The 18,499-nt window shown below is 55.3% G+C and carries 17 protein-coding genes; 9 read left to right on the plus strand and 8 right to left on the minus strand.

The features are described from left to right. Positions 1-104: 104 nt before the first annotated feature. The 5 genes from EPE01S_RS00060 (at position 105) to pcaD (ending at position 4,475) form a co-directional block, all read left to right on the plus strand. Complete coding sequence (locus EPE01S_RS00060) at positions 105-1,019, plus strand: LysR family transcriptional regulator (protein WP_062742538.1); 915 nt, start codon at positions 105-107, stop codon at positions 1,017-1,019. Positions 1,020-1,135: 116 nt separating this feature from the next. Then, positions 1,136-1,831 (plus strand): 3-oxoacid CoA-transferase subunit A, encoded by a 696-nt coding sequence (locus tag EPE01S_RS00065; RefSeq protein WP_062742539.1) that lies wholly within the window; start codon positions 1,136-1,138, stop codon positions 1,829-1,831. A gap of 1 nt (position 1,832) precedes the next feature. Further along, positions 1,833-2,498, plus strand: coding sequence for a 3-oxoacid CoA-transferase subunit B (locus tag EPE01S_RS00070; RefSeq protein ID WP_191927381.1), 666 nt, complete (start codon positions 1,833-1,835; stop codon positions 2,496-2,498). Then, positions 2,495-3,697, plus strand: a complete 1,203-nt coding sequence (gene pcaF, locus EPE01S_RS00075) for a 3-oxoadipyl-CoA thiolase (protein WP_062742540.1) — start codon at positions 2,495-2,497, stop codon at positions 3,695-3,697. Before EPE01S_RS00070 ends, pcaF begins: the two co-directional genes overlap by 4 nt. 1 nt (position 3,698) lies before the next feature. Further along, positions 3,699-4,475 carry a 3-oxoadipate enol-lactonase gene (pcaD, locus tag EPE01S_RS00080; protein ID WP_062742541.1) on the plus strand — a complete coding sequence of 259 codons (777 nt, stop codon included), beginning with the start codon at positions 3,699-3,701 and terminating at the stop codon, positions 4,473-4,475. Here pcaD and EPE01S_RS00085 read toward each other — a convergent pair. The 6 genes from EPE01S_RS00085 to EPE01S_RS00110 all read right to left on the minus strand — a co-directional run bounded on the left by EPE01S_RS00085 (position 4,472) and on the right by EPE01S_RS00110 (position 10,549). Continuing rightward, a complete protein-coding gene (locus EPE01S_RS00085) occupies positions 4,472-5,548 on the minus strand; it encodes an acyltransferase family protein (protein WP_062742542.1) in 1,077 nt (358 codons plus the stop codon). The genes pcaD and EPE01S_RS00085 overlap by 4 nt on opposite strands. A gap of 175 nt (positions 5,549-5,723) precedes the next feature. Next, entirely contained in the window at positions 5,724-6,818 is a 1,095-nt protein-coding gene (locus EPE01S_RS00090; RefSeq protein WP_062742543.1) for an acyltransferase family protein, read from the minus strand. A 205-nt stretch (positions 6,819-7,023) separates the two neighbouring features. Continuing rightward, positions 7,024-8,001: a D-cysteine desulfhydrase gene (locus tag EPE01S_RS00095; protein ID WP_062742544.1), complete on the minus strand. Its 978-nt coding sequence runs from the start codon at positions 7,999-8,001 to the stop codon at positions 7,024-7,026. Positions 8,002-8,143: 142 nt separating this feature from the next. Then, positions 8,144-8,647: a flagella biosynthesis regulatory protein FliZ gene (fliZ, locus tag EPE01S_RS00100; RefSeq protein ID WP_062742545.1), complete on the minus strand. Its 504-nt coding sequence runs from the start codon at positions 8,645-8,647 to the stop codon at positions 8,144-8,146. Between the two features lie 43 nt (positions 8,648-8,690). Then, the gene (locus tag EPE01S_RS00105) at positions 8,691-9,413 is read right to left on the minus strand and encodes an RNA polymerase sigma factor FliA (RefSeq protein WP_062742546.1); all 723 of its coding nucleotides are present in this window, start codon (positions 9,411-9,413) and stop codon (positions 8,691-8,693) included. A gap of 167 nt (positions 9,414-9,580) precedes the next feature. Continuing rightward, positions 9,581-10,549, minus strand: coding sequence for an HNH endonuclease signature motif containing protein (locus EPE01S_RS00110; protein ID WP_062742547.1), 969 nt, complete (start codon positions 10,547-10,549; stop codon positions 9,581-9,583). 271 nt (positions 10,550-10,820) lie between these two features. Here EPE01S_RS00110 and rfbA point away from each other — a divergent pair, with 271 nt between their 5' ends. The 4 genes from rfbA to EPE01S_RS00130 all read left to right on the plus strand — a co-directional run bounded on the left by rfbA (position 10,821) and on the right by EPE01S_RS00130 (position 13,796). Continuing rightward, the gene (gene rfbA / locus EPE01S_RS00115) at positions 10,821-11,690 is read left to right on the plus strand and encodes a glucose-1-phosphate thymidylyltransferase RfbA (protein WP_062742548.1); all 870 of its coding nucleotides are present in this window, start codon (positions 10,821-10,823) and stop codon (positions 11,688-11,690) included. After that, positions 11,691-12,236 carry a dTDP-4-dehydrorhamnose 3,5-epimerase gene (gene rfbC / locus EPE01S_RS00120; protein WP_062742549.1) on the plus strand — a complete coding sequence of 182 codons (546 nt, stop codon included), beginning with the start codon at positions 11,691-11,693 and terminating at the stop codon, positions 12,234-12,236. Beyond that, the gene (rfbD, locus tag EPE01S_RS00125) at positions 12,236-13,084 is read left to right on the plus strand and encodes a dTDP-4-dehydrorhamnose reductase (protein WP_306304608.1); all 849 of its coding nucleotides are present in this window, start codon (positions 12,236-12,238) and stop codon (positions 13,082-13,084) included. The genes rfbC and rfbD overlap by 1 nt, the downstream gene beginning before the upstream one ends. 118 nt (positions 13,085-13,202) lie before the next feature. Continuing rightward, positions 13,203-13,796, plus strand: coding sequence for an acyltransferase (locus EPE01S_RS00130; RefSeq protein WP_062742551.1), 594 nt, complete (start codon positions 13,203-13,205; stop codon positions 13,794-13,796). 81 nt (positions 13,797-13,877) lie between these two features. Here EPE01S_RS00130 and EPE01S_RS00135 read toward each other — a convergent pair whose 3' ends face one another. Beyond that, positions 13,878-15,005 carry a DegT/DnrJ/EryC1/StrS family aminotransferase gene (locus EPE01S_RS00135; RefSeq protein ID WP_062742552.1) on the minus strand — a complete coding sequence of 376 codons (1,128 nt, stop codon included), beginning with the start codon at positions 15,003-15,005 and terminating at the stop codon, positions 13,878-13,880. A 29-nt stretch (positions 15,006-15,034) separates the two neighbouring features. Then, positions 15,035-18,496, minus strand: a complete 3,462-nt coding sequence (locus EPE01S_RS00140) for a glycosyltransferase (protein ID WP_062742553.1) — start codon at positions 18,494-18,496, stop codon at positions 15,035-15,037. Positions 18,497-18,499: the final 3 nt, after the last annotated feature.

The following is an 18,499-nucleotide window of genomic DNA, read 5'->3' on the forward strand; positions in this document are numbered from 1 at the left end:
GTCCAACAGCCCGCTCAGTTTGCGATGAAGATGACCCTATAACGACCTGTAAAAAGGCGTCCAATACCCATTTCATCTGATCTTTATGCCCGGAAGGTATCGCTATGGAACTGCGCCACTTACGCTATTTTGTTGCCGTTGCGGAAGAGAAAAGCTTCAGCCGGGCGGCTCTGCGCCTGCATATCAGCCAGCCGCCGTTAAGCCGCCAGATACGCCAGCTGGAAGAGGATCTGGGGATGGTTCTGTTTGTCCGGGCATCGCGTCCGCTGGCGCTGACCCGCGCCGGACGCTTTTTCTATCATCACGCCGTCCAGTTGCTGGCCAGTGCTCTGGAGCTGAAGACCCTGACCCGCCGCATCGGGCAGCCCGGGCGCACGCTCAGCGTGGGGTTAGTCACCTCGACGCTGTACGGCCTGTTACCGCTGATACTGCGGCGCTTTCGTGCCGCCCTGCCGCAGGTGGCCATTCGTCTGCAGGAGATGACCCCGGCTGAACAGGGACAGGCACTGACAGACGGCATCATAGACGTCGGATTTGGCCGCCTCAGTGACGGCAATGTCCGGCTGCAGCAACGTACCCTGCGCCAGGAACCCCTGATGGTGGCCATGACAGCCCACCACCCGCTGGCCGGCGCGGCGACGTTAACGCTGCACGATCTGCAGACGGAAACGCTGCTGGTCTACCCCCAGGCCCCCTGTCCGGCGTTTGCCGGCCCCCAGCGGCAGGCCAGCCCCACCAGCGTGGTGACACCCCGTCACATTGTTGAGGTGGGCGGGTTTCAGCTTGCCCTCGCGCTGGTTGCTGCTGGCGAGGGGATAACGCTGATACCTGAATGCCTGCAGTGTCTGCAGCGTGATGAGGTGATCTACCGGCCCCTCGGCGAGGCACATCTGTTTTCTCCGGTGGTGATGAGCACGCGGCGGCTGGATCCTTCGGATGATATCCGGCTGCTGCTTACCCTGATTTATCAGCTGTATGACGAGCGAAATATTCCTCATATCAAACCCGCGGCAGAGTAAGACCCGCCTGGCCACCCGTGCCATTCGCGACACATCGCTCTTTTCGCCCTTGCTGGCAAATTTTTCATCTCATAAGTTTGCCCCTGTCAACATTACCTGCCTGTACAGGAGTCAACATGATCGACAAAAGATGCTTTTCTGCTGATGCTGCCGTCGCAGATATTGCTGATAACGCCACCATAATGATCGGCGGTTTTGGCCCGGCGGGCCAGCCCTGTGTCCTGCTGGAGGCGCTTGTCCGGCGTCGTCCCCGCGGGCTGACGCTGATCAGTAATAACGCGGGCAACGGCGACCACGGTCTGGCCGCCCTGCTCAAAGCGGGCTGCGTGAAAAAAATGGTCTGCTCTTTCCCGCGCCAGCCTGACTCCTGGGTGTTTGACGGCCTGTATCGCCAGGGCGATATCGATCTGGAACTGGTGCCCCAGGGAACGCTGGTTGCCCGAATTCAGGCGGGTGGCGCGGGTCTGGGTGGCATCTTCACCCCCACCGGCGCGGGAACCGCGCTGGCTGCGGGCAAGGAGGTGCGCGACATTGCCGGACGTCAGTACATCTTTGAAATGCCGCTGCGCGCTGACTATGCGCTGATCCACGCCGAGCGCGCTGACCGCTGGGGAAACCTGGTCTTCAGTAAAGCCGCGCGTAATTTTAATCCCATTATGGCGATGGCAGCCGACTGCACCATCGCGGAAACCCGCCATCAGGTGCCGCTGGGGTCGCTGGATCCGGAGGCCGTCGTCACCCCCGGCATTTTTGTACAACGTGTAGTGGCCGCCCCCCGGTCACTGCCCACTGACACTGAAGGACACCCCTGATATGGATATTGCCAGACTCAGTCATGACGGGCTGGCCGCCCGCATCGCCCGGGATATACCGGAAGGTTCATACGTTAATCTGGGCATCGGCCTGCCGACCCGCATCGCGGATTTTCTTCCACCCGGTAAAGACATTTTTCTGCACAGCGAAAATGGCATTCTCGGTATGGGCCCGTCCCCGGCCTCCGGTCACGACGATCCCGAGCTGATCAACGCCGGTAAACAGGCAGTCACGCTGCTTCCCGGCGGATGCTTTTTCCACCACGCCGATTCGTTCGCCATGATCCGCGGGGGGCATCTGGATATCTGCGTACTGGGCGCTTATCAGGTGTCAGCCAGCGGGGATCTGGCTAACTGGAGCACGGGCAAGGCGGAGGCGATCCCGGCGGTGGGCGGGGCAATGGATCTGGCTATCGGTGCGCGCCAGGTCTTTGTGATGACCGAACATCTGACCAAAAATGGCGTTTGTAAAATCGTCCAGCAGTGTAGCTATCCCCTGACCGGTGTCGCCTGTATCCGCCGGATTTACAGTGATATGGCGGTGATGGACATCACCGCTGCGGGTCTGGTGGTTCGTGAAATTCACTGTGGTATGACTCCTGAACAGTTACAGGCGCTGACGCCGGTCGCGCTGACGTTTGATTTGTCGCCGGGGGCTGCACAATGAACGCCGCCTGGCTCTGTGATGCTGTCCGGACCCCGTTCGGCAAACTGAATGGCTGTCTGGCCACGGTGCGTACCGATAACCTGGCCGCCCTGCCGATCACCCGCCTGATGGAACGTTACCCGGCGCTGGACTGGGGCCTGCTTGACGATGTGCTGCTGGGATGCAGCAATCAGGCCGGAGAAGATAATCGTAACGTCGCCCGCATGGCACTGCTGCTGGCCGGGTTGCCGACCTCCGTCCCCGGCTGCACGCTGAACCGCCTGTGTGGCTCCAGTCTGGATGCGGTGGCTACGGCGGCCAGAGCCCTGCGCGCCGGCGACGCTGACCTGATGATCGCAGGCGGCGTGGAAAGTATGTCACGGGCACCCTATGTGATGGCCAAGGCCGGGCAGCCCTTCAGCCGGCAGATGCAGCTGGAAGATACCACCATGGGATGGCGGCTGATTAACCCGCAAATGAAGGCACTGTACGGCGTAGAGTCGATGCCGCAGACGGCAGAGAACGTTGCACTGCGCTTTAGCATCAGTCGGGCAGATCAGGACGCGTTCGCCCTGCGTAGTCAGCTCCGTACTGCCGCGGCGCGGGAGCGTGGTTTTTACACTCGTCAGATAATGAACGTCTGCGTCTCGCAACCGAAAGGTGAACCCCACTGCGTTACCCGGGATGAACACCCCCGCACCACCTCCCTGCGGGCACTGGCCATGTTGCCGCCGGTGGTCAACCCGCAGGGCAGCGTGACAGCGGGCAATGCCTCGGGTCTGAACGACGGTGCCTGTGCACTGCTGCTGGCCAGTGATACCGGCCTCAGACAGTCCGGCCTGCAACCGCTGGCCCGCATCGTGGCCAGCGCGGTCACCGGTATTGAACCGACAATCATGGGCTTTGCCCCGGTGCAGGCGGTGCGCAAGGTGCTGGCGCGTGCGGGACTCAGCCTCGGGCAGATTGACGTATTCGAACTGAATGAAGCCTTTGCCGCCCAGGCCCTGGCCGTGACCCGCGCGCTCGGGCTGCCGGACGATGCCGGCCATGTCAATCCTAACGGCGGTGCCATCGCCCTTGGCCACCCGCTGGGTGCCTCGGGAGCCAGACTGGTGATGAATGCCGCCTGGGCGTTGCAGGAAAACGGCGGCCGATACGGGCTTTGTGCCATGTGTATTGGCGTGGGTCAGGGTATCGCCCTGATTATCGAGAGGACATAAGATGAAGATGGATTTCCGGCTGGATGGCCCTGAAGATGCACCGTTGCTGGTGCTATCAAACTCGTTAGGCACCACTCTTGACCTGTGGCAACCGCTGATGGCGGCGCTGACCCGACACTTCCACGTGCTGCGTTATAACGCACGCGGCCACGGTTCAACACCTTTGCCCGCCTCGTCGCTGACCCTGGAACGTTTGGGCCTTGATGTGATCGACCTGCTGGATAAGCTGCGGGTGGAGCAGGCGCTGTTTTGCGGTATTTCGCTCGGAGGCATGACCGGCCTGTGGTTAAGCCGGTTTTATCCGCAGCGTTTTCACCGCATGGTGGTGGCCAACACCGCGGCCCGTATTGGCACACCGGAAAGCTGGCTAAACCGTGCAACGCAGATACGCCGGGACGGTCTCAGCACGGTGGCCGCCACCTGTTCATCGCGCTGGTTCACGCCGGAGTTTGTGCGTGCAGCCCATCCCCAGGTCACCCGACTGATCATGCAGCTGGCACATGCCGATCCGGCCGGCTATGCCGCATGCTGTGAAGTGCTGGCGGCCGCAGACCTGCGTGCGGATGTCCGGCGAATGACGGTTCCCCTGCTGGTGATAGCCGGTGAGCAGGATGCGGTCACCACGGTGGAGGATGCCCGCTGGCTGACCAGCCATATTCCCGCCGCTTCGCTGCTCAGGCTACCGTCCTCTCACCTCTCCTGCATTGCCTGTCCCGCAGCGTTCAGCGAGGCCGTCAGCGAGTTCCTGCTGCGCGGAAGCACAAATCCACCGGGCTAGCGGGGGTCAAACTTCATCCGCAGCAGCTTAGGGTAAATAAACAGTGACTGACCCCAGCCCCGGTTAAGCAGCGTCCATACGGCCACCGAACAGCCGACGCACAGCGCTGTCATCACCGGTGGGAATGCCACCGCCCACAGCAGGGAAAATGCCGGGGTGGCGAAGAGCTGGTGACCCACGGCAAACAGGATCGCTGACAGACCAAAAAACTCGATAAAAATACGGTGCAGCACGTAGATCTGTAGCGTATTTTTGCCCACCCAGTTTAACCAGCGCAGGGAAAACAGCTGGTTCAGCCCGCGACAGGCGGCAATACAGCCGAGGATCGCCACCACGCAGAGAAACAGGCTCTGTTCCAGCCCCAGCAGGCTGTGCCCGACCGTCAGCAGCAGCAGCAACGTCCACGGCAGCAGATTACCTCGCCGCCATTCACTCCAGCGGATCAGGATCTCACTGTAAAATGATCCCAGCAGGAAGAAGATAAAATACTGCGAGAGACTCTCCGGTCCCCAGCCAGGGATGATATTCGCCACCGCGGCGTAATTCAGAGCCACGGCCACCAGCAGGAGCGGCAGCTTCAGGTCACGGAACACCCGGGCAAACAGGAAAAACAGGCCCAGAGCATAGAGATACCAGGAGGCACTCATCGCCAGTAGCATCAGCTTAAGGAACTGCCACGGCGAGTCCGCCCAGGCGGCATTGAGATTACCGGAGAGGCGCTCGCCCATCATTCCCTGCGACACGCCGTTAATCATCAGCCACTGGATAGCCCCCCAGAGAAAATAGAGGTAGAACAGATTAGTGACTCGGCTGGTGAACACCTGTTTCCAGGGCCGGTTGAGAATGGCATTTGCCGCCAGCAGACCCGAGACAAAGAAAAATGCCGGCATCCGCAGCGGGGAAAGATAATGATTAAAGGCCAGCCAGAGTCGGGCGGGTAACTGCCCTGCGGTAAGATGAGGAACCACATCCGCATAGCCGGGAAGGACAACGTGGTAGAGAACAACGAGTAGAATACATCCGCCTTTCAGGGTATTGACCCAGGCGATATCTTTTTTTTGAGTCGATGGCATATCGGGACTCCTGCTGTGATGGTCTGCTGTGTAAAAAAGAGAAAGTCTGCCTCCGTTATCCACGGTTTATTATATTTATTGGTCTTCTTAAACTGCCGACCCGCCCTGTTCCGTTGCCGGGCCAGACGGGTATAAAAAAGGCCGATAAAGATTACCGGCCATAAGGGTCTGGTTCTCAGCCGTTGCTGACGGCTTTTTCTGCAGGCTGCCGCTTGCGTAACAGTCGCGGATAGATAAACAGCGCTTTGCCGGGCCCGCGATTTAACAGATTCCAGGCAATCAGCGAAATACAGGTGGTCACCGCCACCGCGGCTACCGGCAGCAACAGTGACCAGCTGAGCGAGAAGGCTTGACTGTCGAACAGGCTGTATTTCACTGCCAGGGTCAGCATGGTCAGGCCCAGCAGTTCAATAAAGATACGGTGCAGCACGTAAATTTGCAGCGTGTTGCGGCCAATCCAGTTCAGCCAGGCCATATTGAAACGGTTATTTAACGCCCGGCAGAGCACAATACCGGCCACGATCGCCACGATGCAGTAGAACGGATTTTTCATCATGCCTGCCGCATGATGCGCAACCCCAACCAGCACCATGGCCGCCAGCAGTGCCAGATGGCGGCGTGACAGTTGGCTGATCTCCACCAGCGTATGGCTGAAGAAGGCTCCCAGCACAAAATAGACGAAGTTCTGTACCACACCGTTTGGTCCCCAGCCCGGCACCAGATGAAACTGGGTAGCGTAGTTGAGGAGGATCGCCCCCACCAGCAGTAACGTCTTCTGGCGGTGAAACAGTTTCGCGGCGATAAAATAGCCTGCCAGCGCGTACAGATACCACAGGCTGGTCATTGACAGCGTTAGCAGCTTAACAAACTCCAGCGGCGTACTGGCATAAGCAGCATTGACCGAGGTCGAGAGTTTTTGTCCAATCAGATTGGCCGATATATTATAAATACTGGCCCACTGGATGACGCCCCAGAGGATATACAGATAGAGAATATTAGTGAATTTTTTAGTAAATACTTCATTCCAGCTCTTTTTACTAATGGCACTGGCCGCCAGTAAACCGGAGACAAAAAAGAAGGCCGGCATCCGTAGCGGCGAAAGATATTTATTAAAAATCACCCACATTTCTGCCGGTATCATTCCGGCCGTCAGATAAGGCAGGGAAGGAATAAAGGTGGTGATAATAGTGTGGTGCAGTACCACCAGTAATATACAGCCCCCCTTGAGGGTATTAATCCAGAGGACTTCTTGCTTGCCAGCGACAGACATATAAATGCAAACCTGATTTCATCATATTATCCCGGGAGTATCTCCTTTACCCCGGCGGATCACTATGAGGATCATCTGAAAGATTTCTTAATATTTCCCTTTGTATAAAATCTCTTCAGTATTCCCGCCAGATTACAATCAGGTAGTGTATTTATTTAAGATTATCCTTATTAAAAAAAACGCCCTGGTATCAGGGCGCATGTTGTCAGCAGTAGGCAAACAATGCCGGAGCCCCGCCGGTGTGAATAAAGACAATGGGTCCCTCTCGGCGGAAACGCTGCTGACTGATGCCGTCAATCAGCCCGGCCATCGCCTTACCGGTGTAGACCGGATCAAGGAAAATGCCTTCCAGCCTTGCCAGCAGCTTCACCGCTTCCATGCCCTCTTCATTCGGCACGCCGTATCCCGGGGCAAAGTAGTCATCCCACAGGGTAAGGGGGGCGGTACTGGTCATCTCCAGCGACTGCGCCAGGGCCTGGCGGATGCGCTCCACCTTCGGCAACTGGTCGGCTGCCCGGCGCGAAACGGTGACGCCCACCAGCTCGGTATCCGGCAGCAGATGCTCCAGCCCCACCGCCAGCCCTGCGTGTGTGCCTGCACTGCCAGAGGCCACCACCACCGCCGCAAAATCGACCACGCCCTCAGACTGGTGTGCAATCTCCTGAGCGCAGTCAACGTAGCCCAGAGCGCCCAGCGCATTGGATCCCCCCACCGGAAGGATGTAAGGACGAAAACCCTGGGCTTCCAGCAGGGTGGCCTGCTTCTCCAGCTGTTCATCAGGCGCATGGAGCGATTCCACCATCACGACCTCGGTGCTCATCAGCTCCAGCAACAGTCGGTTACCGTTATTCAGGTAGTTTTCAGCACTGCTGTTCATCGGGTTTTCCAGTAGCGCAACACACTTTAGCCCCAGCTTCGCCGCCACCGCCGCCGTCTGACGCACGTGATTGGACTGAATGGCACCCGCCGTCAGCAGGACATCCGCTCCGGCACGCAGCGCATCGGCCGCCAGAAACTCCAGCTTCCTCAGTTTATTGCCGCCCATGGCGACGGGCGTGACATCGTCACGTTTAATAAAAATATCGCGGCCGAGGTAATCGGACAAACGCGGCAGGTGTTCTAAGGGCGTGGGCGAACCCAGCAGTTCTACGCGGGGGAAATTAGCAATATGGTATAAGGACAACGCGGCCTCCAGAGCAGGCGTTCAGGTTATCCTTACAGTGTTGCAGAAGATGACCGGATGGTCACCTTCCAATTGAAGCGGTGAAATAACCCGGCGATGGGGGCTGCAGCCAGTGCAGCTGCCGCGTCCACGTGAAGGCTATTTAATTGCGCTGCCAGCCAAGGAATTGATCATATTTGCGCAGCGCTATGCGATAGTTATTATTTCCCGCATCGGGCAGATCGTTTTCCAGGCATTCGTGCCAGCTCGGCCCGCTCAGGCGCTCTGCCGGAAAGCCCCTTGCTGACAGCATATCGTCAAGACGACGCAGGCGAACAACATATTCGCGAATCGTGCTGTGGCTCATTTCGGTCTGCTCAAACAGATACTGTTTGAACGCCATGATGTCAAAGTAAGTCGGATGGGTGTTGCAATAAATGTCGCTACAAAAACGGCACAGTGCCGTCAGCTCATTCTGTAATTTTAACCAGACCTGATCGTCGATCAGCTGATCCATCCGGGCGATGGCCTCTTTGTTAATGATCTGACCACGAAAAACCAGTGCCATGCGATCCAATACTTTTCCGCAGTGGGAGCAATTGCTCTGGCTGTGTTTGTAGTCTTTCAAATAACGGCTCAACGGCCTCATTTTAGTTTTGGATCCCATTCGAGATTCCCCGGTTGGTGTTGAGAGTGCAAAACTGACCTGGTCAGCGCGCTCCCGTTAACCGGGCGCGCAGGCGTTTTATCGCCTGACTGTGCAGCTGGCTGACACGGGACTCGCCCACCTCCAGCACTGCGCCAATCTCTTTTAAGTTCAGTTCTTCCTGGTAATAGAGCGTCAGCACCATTTTTTCGCGATCGGGCAAGGCCTCAATGGCTTCAATGACTCGCTCACGCAGACTCCCTTCCATAAGCTGATGCAGGGGATTGGCTTCTTCATGGCCGTCCGTCACCAGCTCTGCGCTGTCACCGTGTTCTTCACGATATTCGTCGTAAGAGAACAGCTGGCTGTTGTTCGTATCCAGCAGGATCTGCCGGTACTCTTCCAGCGATACATCCAGCTGCGAAGCCACTTCCTGCTCGGTGGCAGAGCGACCCAGCGCCTGTTCCACCTGATGCATGGCCCCCGCCACTTCGCGTGCATTGCGGCGCACGCTGCGTGGTGCCCAGTCACGGCTTCGAAGTTCATCAAGCATGGCTCCCCGAATACGCTGTACGGCATAGGTAGTGAATGCTGTGCCCTGCAGTGCGTCGTAACGCTCTACGGCATTCAGCAGCCCTATCCCACCGGCCTGTAACAGGTCATCCAGTTCCACACTGGCTGGCAGGCGAACCTGTAAGCGCAGTGCCTCATGGCGAACCAGCGGTATGTATCGCTGCCACAGCGAATGTTTGTCCATCACGCCATCGGCGGTATATAGATCGTTCACTCTGACCTACCCTGCAGTAATTAAGTTATCGGCACGATTATCTGTTTCTGTAGGGCAAGTTGATTGGGGGAATAGCGGTCATAAAGGCGGGTTATTTCATTTTTGTGGACCTGAACGATCCCCGACACCTGATTTTCAGGCGTGGGGATCCCTCAGCGTTAACGCGTTCAGTTTTTGCGCAGCAACCGCTGTCGGGTGTTTTCCGGCACCTGCTGCCACAGGGCACAGACTTTGCCTTCCAGCTCCTGATAAAACGGTATCAGCGTCTGATCTTCCTGCAACGTGCGGCGAAAATGCACCGTCCCGTGCAGCGGATCGATAGTCATACGGCGGCTGGTGAACAGACGTTGCAGATCGCTGCGCAGAAACAGGCCGTTGTCCGCACTGTTGTCCAGCAGGAAGCCCTGTTCATTTTCCCGCACATCGATGTGACAGGCCTCGACCCACGGCCACGCGTGCTCGTCGGTCAGCAGCGTTCCGGTGATCACACAGGCACCGTAGCGCTCGCGGACCAGATGACTGAACTCATGCTGACTGGCACGGTGCCACAGCCTGGCCTTGACCCGACGTCCCACTTGTGTCCCCGGGATCACCCCGGCGGGCGGCGGCAGCAACGGAGATGTCAGTACCACAATAAACTGCAGCTGGCGAGAGTACTCAAAGCACGGCTGAGACTGCCGGTCATACAGCTGCCAGTATTCGTCATCCTCGTCGTTGCGCAGCATTGTGAGGGTGAATCCACGCTGTTGCAGCAGGCTTTGCGCCATGATCGAGGCCGGATCGAGCATGGCAAGCACCTTGCTATCGCCCATCACCTTCCAGGTATTCCAGGGCGTGGGCTCCAGCGGACGACGAAAATAGAGAAAACTCTCCTGACGCTGCAGATAGTGTTCGAAGCGCTGCAGATAATTTTTCCGTTCGTTGTCGTTAGTAATAAACAGCAGGTCTTCCAGCGGAATATGGCTGTCCTTGCTGGCAAAGATAGCGCGTATCGTCCAGTTTTTGCTGGACGTCGACGGACTCAGCAAACCCCGGGTCGTTAGCGATTTATCGTCGGGATACTTTTTGCTGTAGCGGTCGTTGATCTCCTCAAACGGCAGCAGTTCCCCAGGTAACAAGTCATAATTGAAGCGCATAGCACCCTACCCCAGCAGACCGATAAGTACCCCGTACAGTGTCTGCACGCAGGCGAAAAGTTAAAAATCGCAATAACGTGTTATCGGCAGAATGTTAAGGATCTGTAAGGTTGTTTCCTTTTTCGGCGCGTTTTTTCTGCCGCTATAGGTTTGAATACCCCTCTTTCTTCCCGTTATTTCAGCCATTGATCCGCTGCCATCCTTTTACAATTTCAGTAAGTGATGGGCGAATGCCCGCCTGCCCACATTCTGATAAAAAAGAAGACACTCTATGAAAGGTATTGTTCTTGCAGGAGGCACAGGTTCCCGCCTTCATCCTGTGACCTGCGGCGTCTCTAAACAACTGCTGCCGGTCTACGACAAACCCATGGTTTACTATCCCTTGTCAGTGCTGATGCTGGCAGGGATCCGCGATATTCTCCTGATAACCACTCCGGAAGATCTGCAGGCCTTTCAGCGCCTGCTGAAAGATGGCCGCCATCTGGGCATTACACTGACCTATGCCGTTCAGCCCACACCCGATGGCCTGGCGCAGGCCTTCACTATTGGTGAAAGTTTTCTCGCGGGAGAAGGCTGTGCGCTGGTGCTGGGTGACAACATCTTCTTCGGACAAAGTTTTGCGAAAAAGCTGGAGGACGTGGCTGCCCGTTCGCAGGGAGCGACGGTTTTCGGTTATCAGGTGATGGATCCGGAACGTTTTGGCGTCGTGGAGTTCGATAAAGAATTCAAGGCACTGTCGATAGAAGAAAAACCGCTAAAACCCAGGTCGAACTATGCCGTCACCGGACTCTACTTCTATGACCATCATGTCGTAGAGATGGCAAAACGGGTTCAGCCTTCTGCACGTGGAGAGCTGGAAATAACCACGCTGAATCAGATGTACCTCAATGATGGCCTGCTGAATGTTGAAGTGCTGGGGCGTGGCTTTGCCTGGCTGGATACCGGAACGCACGATAGTTTACTGGAAGCCTCTACCTTTATTCATACCATCGAAAAACGTCAGGGTTTCAAAGTGGCGTGTCTAGAAGAGATAGCCTGGCGTAAAGGCTGGATAAGCACAGACCAGATGCTGGAACGGGCAACATGGCTGGGTAAAACTCAGTACGGCAGCTATCTTCGTCAACTGGCCGAGGAGATATAAGTGGAGGTATTAAATACCCGGATTCATGATGTGAAGATCATCAAACCTCGTATATTTGGCGACGCCCGCGGGTTTTTCCTTGAAACATTCGAAAAGCAGCGCTACAGCGAAATGCTGGATATCCAGCTGGATTTTGTCCAGGACAACTACTCGCGATCCGGCAGGCATGTTCTGCGTGGACTGCATTATCAGCGAACACGCCCGCAGGGCAAACTGGTCCGCGTCGTTCGCGGTGAAGTGTTTGACGTTGCGGTGGATATCCGCCCTGCGTCACCGACATTTGGTCAGTGGGATGCCTTAATCCTCTCTGAAGAGAATAAGCAACAGCTCTGGATCCCACCCGGCCTGGCACATGGTTTTGTTGTTCTGTCAGACGTGGCTGACTTTGAGTATAAATGCACCGATTATTATCAACCTGATGACGAAGCCTGCCTGCTGTGGAAGGACGAGACGATCGCCATCGACTGGCCCGTCAGCACTCCGCTGCTGTCTGCTAAAGATCAGCAGGGCTTACGCCTGGGAGAACTTCAACTATGCGGGTTCTGATGACTGGCGCAGACGGGCAACTCGGGCGCTGCCTGAGTGACCGTTTGCCGGCCTGGTGGGTGGTTCGCGCCTGCAACTCACAACAGCTTGATATCACCCGCGCCAGCATGGTCAGTGCCATGGTCACTGAATTTCAACCGACAGTGATCATCAACTGCGCGGCATGGACCGCAGTTGATAAGGCTGAAACCGATCCCCAACAGGCGATGGCCGTCAACGCCACCGGTGCCGCCAACCTGGCTGCAGCTGCCTCTGAGTCCGGTGCACGACTGCTCCACATTTCGACAGATTACGTTTTTGATGGCAATCGCACCACCCCCTGGCGGGAGGACGATATTCCCGCCCCGTTAAACGTCTATGGGATGACGAAATGGCAAGGGGAAAAAAACATTCAGGCGCTGTTGCCGCAGGCGATTATCGTCCGTACCTCATGGGTCTTTAGCGAGTATGGTCAAAACTTTGTTAAAACCATGATGCGTCTGGCACAAAGCCATGACTGCCTGAGCGTCATTGCAGATCAGGTAGGTTGCCCGACCTATGCAGGCGATCTGGCCGAATGCCTGATCGCACTGGCGCAGCATCCGGACGCTCACGGCATCTATCACTACTGCGGAGACAGCGCGGTTAGCTGGTTTGAGTTTTCAGAAGCCATATTTGCACTGATGAAAAGCCACCGTCCCGAGGCGACAACCCCGCAGGTCAACGCCATCAGCGCGGCAGAGTATTCTTCAGCGGTGCAGCGCCCGGCGATGTCAGTGCTGGACTGCCAGCGTATTGAGAATCTGGGAATTGTTCGCTCTGACTGGCAGCGTGCCCTGCGCCAGGTTGTCGATCCCCCCCACTTCTGACAGAGTGAATTCCAGCAATATTATCCGCTGGAAGTGTGTGGGGCGTCATCGCTGTACACATGGGCTGATTCGCTCTGCGATTTTTAGCCCGACCTTCCACTGAGCATGCAGGTGACTTATGAATCCTTTTGACGTGGGTTATTACTCAGAAAATGAACTGAGAGAATGTGGTTTTAAACGGTTAGGTAAAAACGTATCCATTGCAAAAAATTGCACCATTGTCGGGCTGGAAAACATCGCTATTGGTGACAATGTCAGAATAGACGGCTACACCACTATCGTCGCAAGCGGTGAGGGATTTCTAACCCTGGGTTCGTTTATACATATCGGTGGTTACTCTCTGCTCTCGGCCGGTGCCGGTATCACCCTGCACGACTTTAGCGGGCTTTCGCAGGGGGTTAAAATTTACAGTAAAACCGATGATTACTCAGGAAATTACTTAACCAACCCTACTGTTGATGCAGACTATACCGGGGTCAGTTCAGGCGAAGTGACATTAGGACGTCATGTCATCATTGGCTCAGGCACAGTGATCCTGCCGAAGGTCACCATAGGTGAAGGTGCCAGCGTTGGGGCACTCTCGCTGGTGACCAAAAGCCTTCCTGAATGGGGTATGTATTTTGGTGCGCCGGCAAAAAAAATCAAAGACAGGAAAAAAAAGCTCCTTGAAGTGGAACAGAGGTTCCTGGCACATCGTGGCGCGATAAAGTAAAAAGTAAAGCTATCTGCGGACTCTCACCCGGTCCAGGCTGGCGTGATCGGGAGCACCGTTATAGCGGTCTCCCGTCTGATATCAGGCAGCATTGACAGCACTTGCCCGCATAATAATATCGATAATCTTCGTCTGTTCGATAGCAGAAAGAGAGGGGTGTATGGGCAGACAAAGTACGCTCTGTGCCATCCTGCTGGCGACAGGCAGATTCTCCGCAGCCGAAGAGGCATAGCCTTTATACATCGGGAATTCGGAAATGAGCGGATAGAAATAGCGGCGGACAAATACCCCCTGATCTTTGAGTTCCTGGTACAGCCGATCGCGGCTCATCGGGAACAGCGCATCATGAATAAACACCGGACAGTAGGCATAGTTCCACTGGGTATTTTCCTCTGCTTCAAGAAACGTCAGGCCATGCACATGTGCCAGCGCCTGGCGGTAGGTATCATAAATAGTCTTACGCACCGCCAGCGCGGCATCAATGTGCTTTAGCTGCAACATGCCAAACGCGGCCTGAAACTCATTCATTTTGCCATTAATACCCGGCGCCACCACGGTGGTTTCATCCGCAAAACCAAAGTTTTTCAGGTAATCAATGCGGCGTTTAATTTTAGCATCAGGACAGATAATCGCCCCGCCCTCAAAGGTGTTAAACACTTTTGTGGCGTGGAAACTGAGTATGGACAGGTCGCCGTGATTGAGGATGCTGACGCCTTCCTGCTTCACCGCAAAACAGTGCGCAGCGTCATAGATCACCTTAAGACCGTAGTTATCAGCAATATGCTGAATGCTATCGACGTCGCACGGGATACCATAACAGTGCACCGGCATTATTGCGCTGGTCTGCGGGGTGATCGCCGCCTCAATTTTCGCTGGATCCAGGTTACAACTCACCGGGTCAATATCAACAAACACGGGTTTAATACCGTTCCATAACAGCGAGTGCGATGTGGCAACAAAGGAGTATGGCGTGGTAATCACTTCACCGGTGACGCGCAGCGCCTGCAGTGCCGTCACCAGCGCCAGCGTACCGTTAGCAAACAGGCAAATATGCTCAACGCCAAGGTATTCCGCCAGCGCCTGCTCCAGGGCCTGGTGAAATGGACCGCCGTTGGTCAGTTGCTTGTTATCCCAGATTTGTTCCAGATAGGGGATAAACTCCTCTAAGGGAGGCATCAACGGACTGGTTACGAAAATATTATCTTTCATTGTCTTAACCCTTATTTAGCTCACACTGTTTACGGCAGCCAGGCATGCAGGTGTTGGTTGATAATTTCGCCAGTCAGCCAGTCCGAATCCTGGAGAGCGTGCCGGGCATTGTGTGCAAAATTCGCTAAGTCTGAGCGTTCACTGGCCGCAAGGCGGATAGCCGCCAGCCAGTCAACCTTACGGTTACGCACGCGAATAGCAGGAATATGACTCTGCAAGCTGCCAACATCACTGACCAGCGCAGGAATAGCGCAGGCAGCCGTTTCCAGCAGGCAAAAGTTATCTTTAAGGCGATTGAATTTAGTATCAGCACGCGGGACGATGGCCAGATCGGTATCAATGCTGGCTAAAAAAGGCAGATAATATTCGTGCCCCGGATAACGGTAGTGTTCTTCTATCAAGGGTTCCCAGCCGGCAGGCAACGGCCCCAGCACCTGCCAGGTCACTTCACTGGCGAGTTCACGCACCAGATTATGAATCAGTTCGATATCAGCATCGTTGAGCTCGCAGGTATTACACAGCACACGCAGTTTTTCTCCTTCACGACGGGTCACTTTATGCAAAGGGGTAAAGGGGATCAGGGCGCGTGACAGGATAGCAACAGGCCGGTCGGAGTGGCGTAAAGCTTCAGCCTGGGCATGGTTTTGCACAATCAGGCGATCAATACCCTTGAACTCAGGCAGATGTCGGCCCTGTGCAATAATCCAGGAAGGTGAAATGATCTGAGAAATGACGCAGCTATGGCGCTTCCTCAGTTGGCTAATCACGCTGTATGTTTCGGCGCTTAACGTATCTTCAATGACGATCGCATCGGCATCGATACGATGGATAAGCGAATAATCTTGTGCATTTTCAGTCACCAGGCCGTTGATGTACTGTCTGCGCGTCAGGCTGTCTGTGATGGCGGTCAGTGTCGCTGGTTGACCGGCGTGACAGGGTAATGCGATCCCCAGCACAACAGGCCGCTGACGATCGGCAAAGGGATGACGAATGAAGGCAGGACGACACTCTGGTTTAAACAAACGCCGCAACGAGGAAAAATTATCGTTATAAGAGGGGTCGCGAAGCAGTTGAGAAAGCCAGTTGGCATAGAGCCTGGATCTCCCCTGCTCCTCCTCAAGGGTCATCCGTTTGGTTTGCGGATAGAGATGATAAACATCACAGGCGATCACTGAGTGGGGGGGCCATACTGACATATATCCGGCATGGCGCAATTTCAGACACAAATCAATATTCTGTTGTTGCAGGGAAGGCAAACTGTCGTCCATCCCGGCAACATTATCCCAGGCTTCTTTTTTTATCATCAGGCTGGAATAATTGAGCACCGTATAATTTTGATCGCTTTGCAGCCGCCCCATATAACCGCCTTCATTAGCGGCGGCACCATAGCCGACTGGCGCACAAAGATCCTCCCCGCCCAGCATCTCTCCCGCAGATAAAACCAGTTGCCGGTTAAGCGAAATAATCTTGCTACCAACGCTGCCAATTTCAGGCCGCTGTGCATGATTAAGGAGGTGCGTCAGCCAGTCTTTCTCAATGACAATAACGTAGGGGTTGACCAGCAGAATATAATCACCACGCGCCGCTGCTGCTCCGGCGTTATAGCGCGCAGCATCATTGGCTGTTTCAGCAACAGTAATAATTTGAATCTTGTTTATTTTTGCCTCATCAATAGTATCGAGCCATTGATTAACGGCGGAATTCATCGCACGATCTCTTACGATAATAATTTCATAGTGTTCATGAGACGTGTTCGACAACATCTGGTTAATGCCAACCTGCATGTTCTTCAAATCCTGACTGGCAGGCATGATGACGGAGACAAAACAGGATGGTGTTTCACCATAGCAGAGATGCCAGGAATGATTGCCGTTAACACGGACCTCGGCTGCCGGATATCCGCGTTGCTGGAGGTGTCGCTGAATGATGGCGATATCAATGGGCTCGGGATGCAATAACGTCCGGGGAACCACCAGTTGGGGTTCACTGATATGGCCGATACCGGAAATGCCCTCCTGTTCAATTAAACGCGTGATGGCCTCCAATTCCCAACCCGGGGAATGCGCAGGCAACTCCACAGGAACAGTGTTCAAGACATCAACACGGAAAAGCCAGCGACGGGCATAGAGCCACGGCATACTTAATATCAGGTCGAGATTAAAGTCCGGTCTCAGCGCGCTGGTGTACTCCCCCTTTTCTTCTTGTATCAGCTCATCCGTGTAAATGGCAAAACAGTCAGAGCCCTGATTGAGACTCAATCCCACTGTGCTGAAGCTGTCGCTGAGGTAAAGCGTACCGGCAGCGACCACCTGCATCCACTGCTCCTGAGCATGGCTTAACAGGCTGGTGCTGACACTTACCCAGTCTGGCAGGACATTGATACTGCCAGCGTTATGGGTCAATACCACGCGAAAATAGGGGTAAGTTTCCCGGCAGGTGGCGAGGCTGTTCAGCGTCAGTTCAACAGCGTGGCTGTCGTGACTGTCGTTACGCACCACAATCAACAGAGATTGCGGCTCCTGTAAACCGGCGACGTGTTGCGCCATCTGACGTTGCTGATCTGGCGTCATCCCGCGCAGTTTTAACCAGTTCTGCGTGGAGTAACCCGGCAAATGTTGCCGTTTTTCTGCCGCACGCTGTTGCGTCACCGAAATGAAGGTCTGAAGCTGACGATCGACGTCTTCGCGACGCTTATAAAGCCATTGTCTCACCTCTGGCAGTGTCAGCCGTACACGCTCAATTTCGTCAGGACTATCGTGCCAGGCAATACCACCGGCATTGTCGGTCAACGTACTGTCGGTGATAGCAAACTTTTCATAACCCGGAAGCGTGCGGGCCACAACCGGGCATCCACAGAGGTTGGCGAGGAAGCAGGTGCCTGAGGATTCATAGGAATACATGACCCGGCCCCGCTTAAGTACGGCAGCCAGCTCTGCCAGCGTCAGCGGATTTTGCATAGAGAGCACGCGAATACCGGCAGGCAACGTACTGAAATCTATCTTTGCTGCCGGAACACGGTTCAAATAGAGCAGATCAAGGTCTTTGACGGGGGCATCATCACAGAATAAAGCGGTGTCATAGGCTTCCAGGGTCAGTAAATCAGGCTGGAATGCCTTACCTGCAAATTCACTTCGGTACCAGAAGTAGAGATCTTCCGCTCTGGCCTCCATGCTATTCTTCTCAATCACCCCTTCGCGGTTAAGCATATAACGCACGACAACGGGGGCATTCAGGGGATTTCCTTCAACCACTTCAGGATAAATGGCGATAAAGGGTTCACCGCCCTCTGAATAGGCCAGGTGGTCTTCAAACGAGATAACGGGCGTATTCCATGCCGGGTTAACCTCGCACTCAATCAGTCGTGCATCGTGGCCAGCTTCATTCAGCAAATGACACAGCCGGTGCACCACCTGGATCCCCAGCGAAGACTCTTTGTAGCCTGGTGCCAGCAGGATATATGGCGTCGGAGAAGTGATGCTTTTTTTATCCATGGT

It is taken from the genome of Erwinia persicina NBRC 102418 (assembly GCF_001571305.1).
Taxonomy (GTDB): Bacteria; Pseudomonadota; Gammaproteobacteria; order Enterobacterales; family Enterobacteriaceae; genus Erwinia; species Erwinia persicina.

Bases quoted from the DNA above. Each gene is read 5' to 3' on its own strand.
- pcaD (WP_062742541.1), top strand. From the start codon at position 3,699: ATGAAGATGGATTTCCGGCTGGATGGCCCTGAAGATGCACCGTTGCTG.
- EPE01S_RS00065 (WP_062742539.1), top strand. From the start codon at position 1,136: ATGATCGACAAAAGATGCTTTTCTGCTGATGCTGCCGTCGCAGATATT.
- EPE01S_RS00085 (WP_062742542.1), bottom strand. From the start codon at position 5,548: ATGCCATCGACTCAAAAAAAAGATATCGCCTGGGTCAATACCCTGAAA.
- EPE01S_RS00135 (WP_062742552.1), bottom strand. From the start codon at position 15,005: ATGAAAGATAATATTTTCGTAACCAGTCCGTTGATGCCTCCCTTAGAG.
- EPE01S_RS00110 (WP_062742547.1), bottom strand. From the start codon at position 10,549: ATGCGCTTCAATTATGACTTGTTACCTGGGGAACTGCTGCCGTTTGAG.
- EPE01S_RS00060 (WP_062742538.1), top strand. From the start codon at position 105: ATGGAACTGCGCCACTTACGCTATTTTGTTGCCGTTGCGGAAGAGAAA.
- rfbA (WP_062742548.1), top strand. From the start codon at position 10,821: ATGAAAGGTATTGTTCTTGCAGGAGGCACAGGTTCCCGCCTTCATCCT.
- EPE01S_RS00140 (WP_062742553.1), bottom strand. From the start codon at position 18,496: ATGGATAAAAAAAGCATCACTTCTCCGACGCCATATATCCTGCTGGCA.
- fliZ (WP_062742545.1), bottom strand. From the start codon at position 8,647: ATGGGATCCAAAACTAAAATGAGGCCGTTGAGCCGTTATTTGAAAGAC.
- EPE01S_RS00070 (WP_191927381.1), top strand. From the start codon at position 1,833: ATGGATATTGCCAGACTCAGTCATGACGGGCTGGCCGCCCGCATCGCC.
- pcaF (WP_062742540.1), top strand. From the start codon at position 2,495: ATGAACGCCGCCTGGCTCTGTGATGCTGTCCGGACCCCGTTCGGCAAA.
- EPE01S_RS00090 (WP_062742543.1), bottom strand. From the start codon at position 6,818: ATGTCTGTCGCTGGCAAGCAAGAAGTCCTCTGGATTAATACCCTCAAG.
- EPE01S_RS00130 (WP_062742551.1), top strand. From the start codon at position 13,203: ATGAATCCTTTTGACGTGGGTTATTACTCAGAAAATGAACTGAGAGAA.
- rfbD (WP_306304608.1), top strand. From the start codon at position 12,236: ATGACTGGCGCAGACGGGCAACTCGGGCGCTGCCTGAGTGACCGTTTG.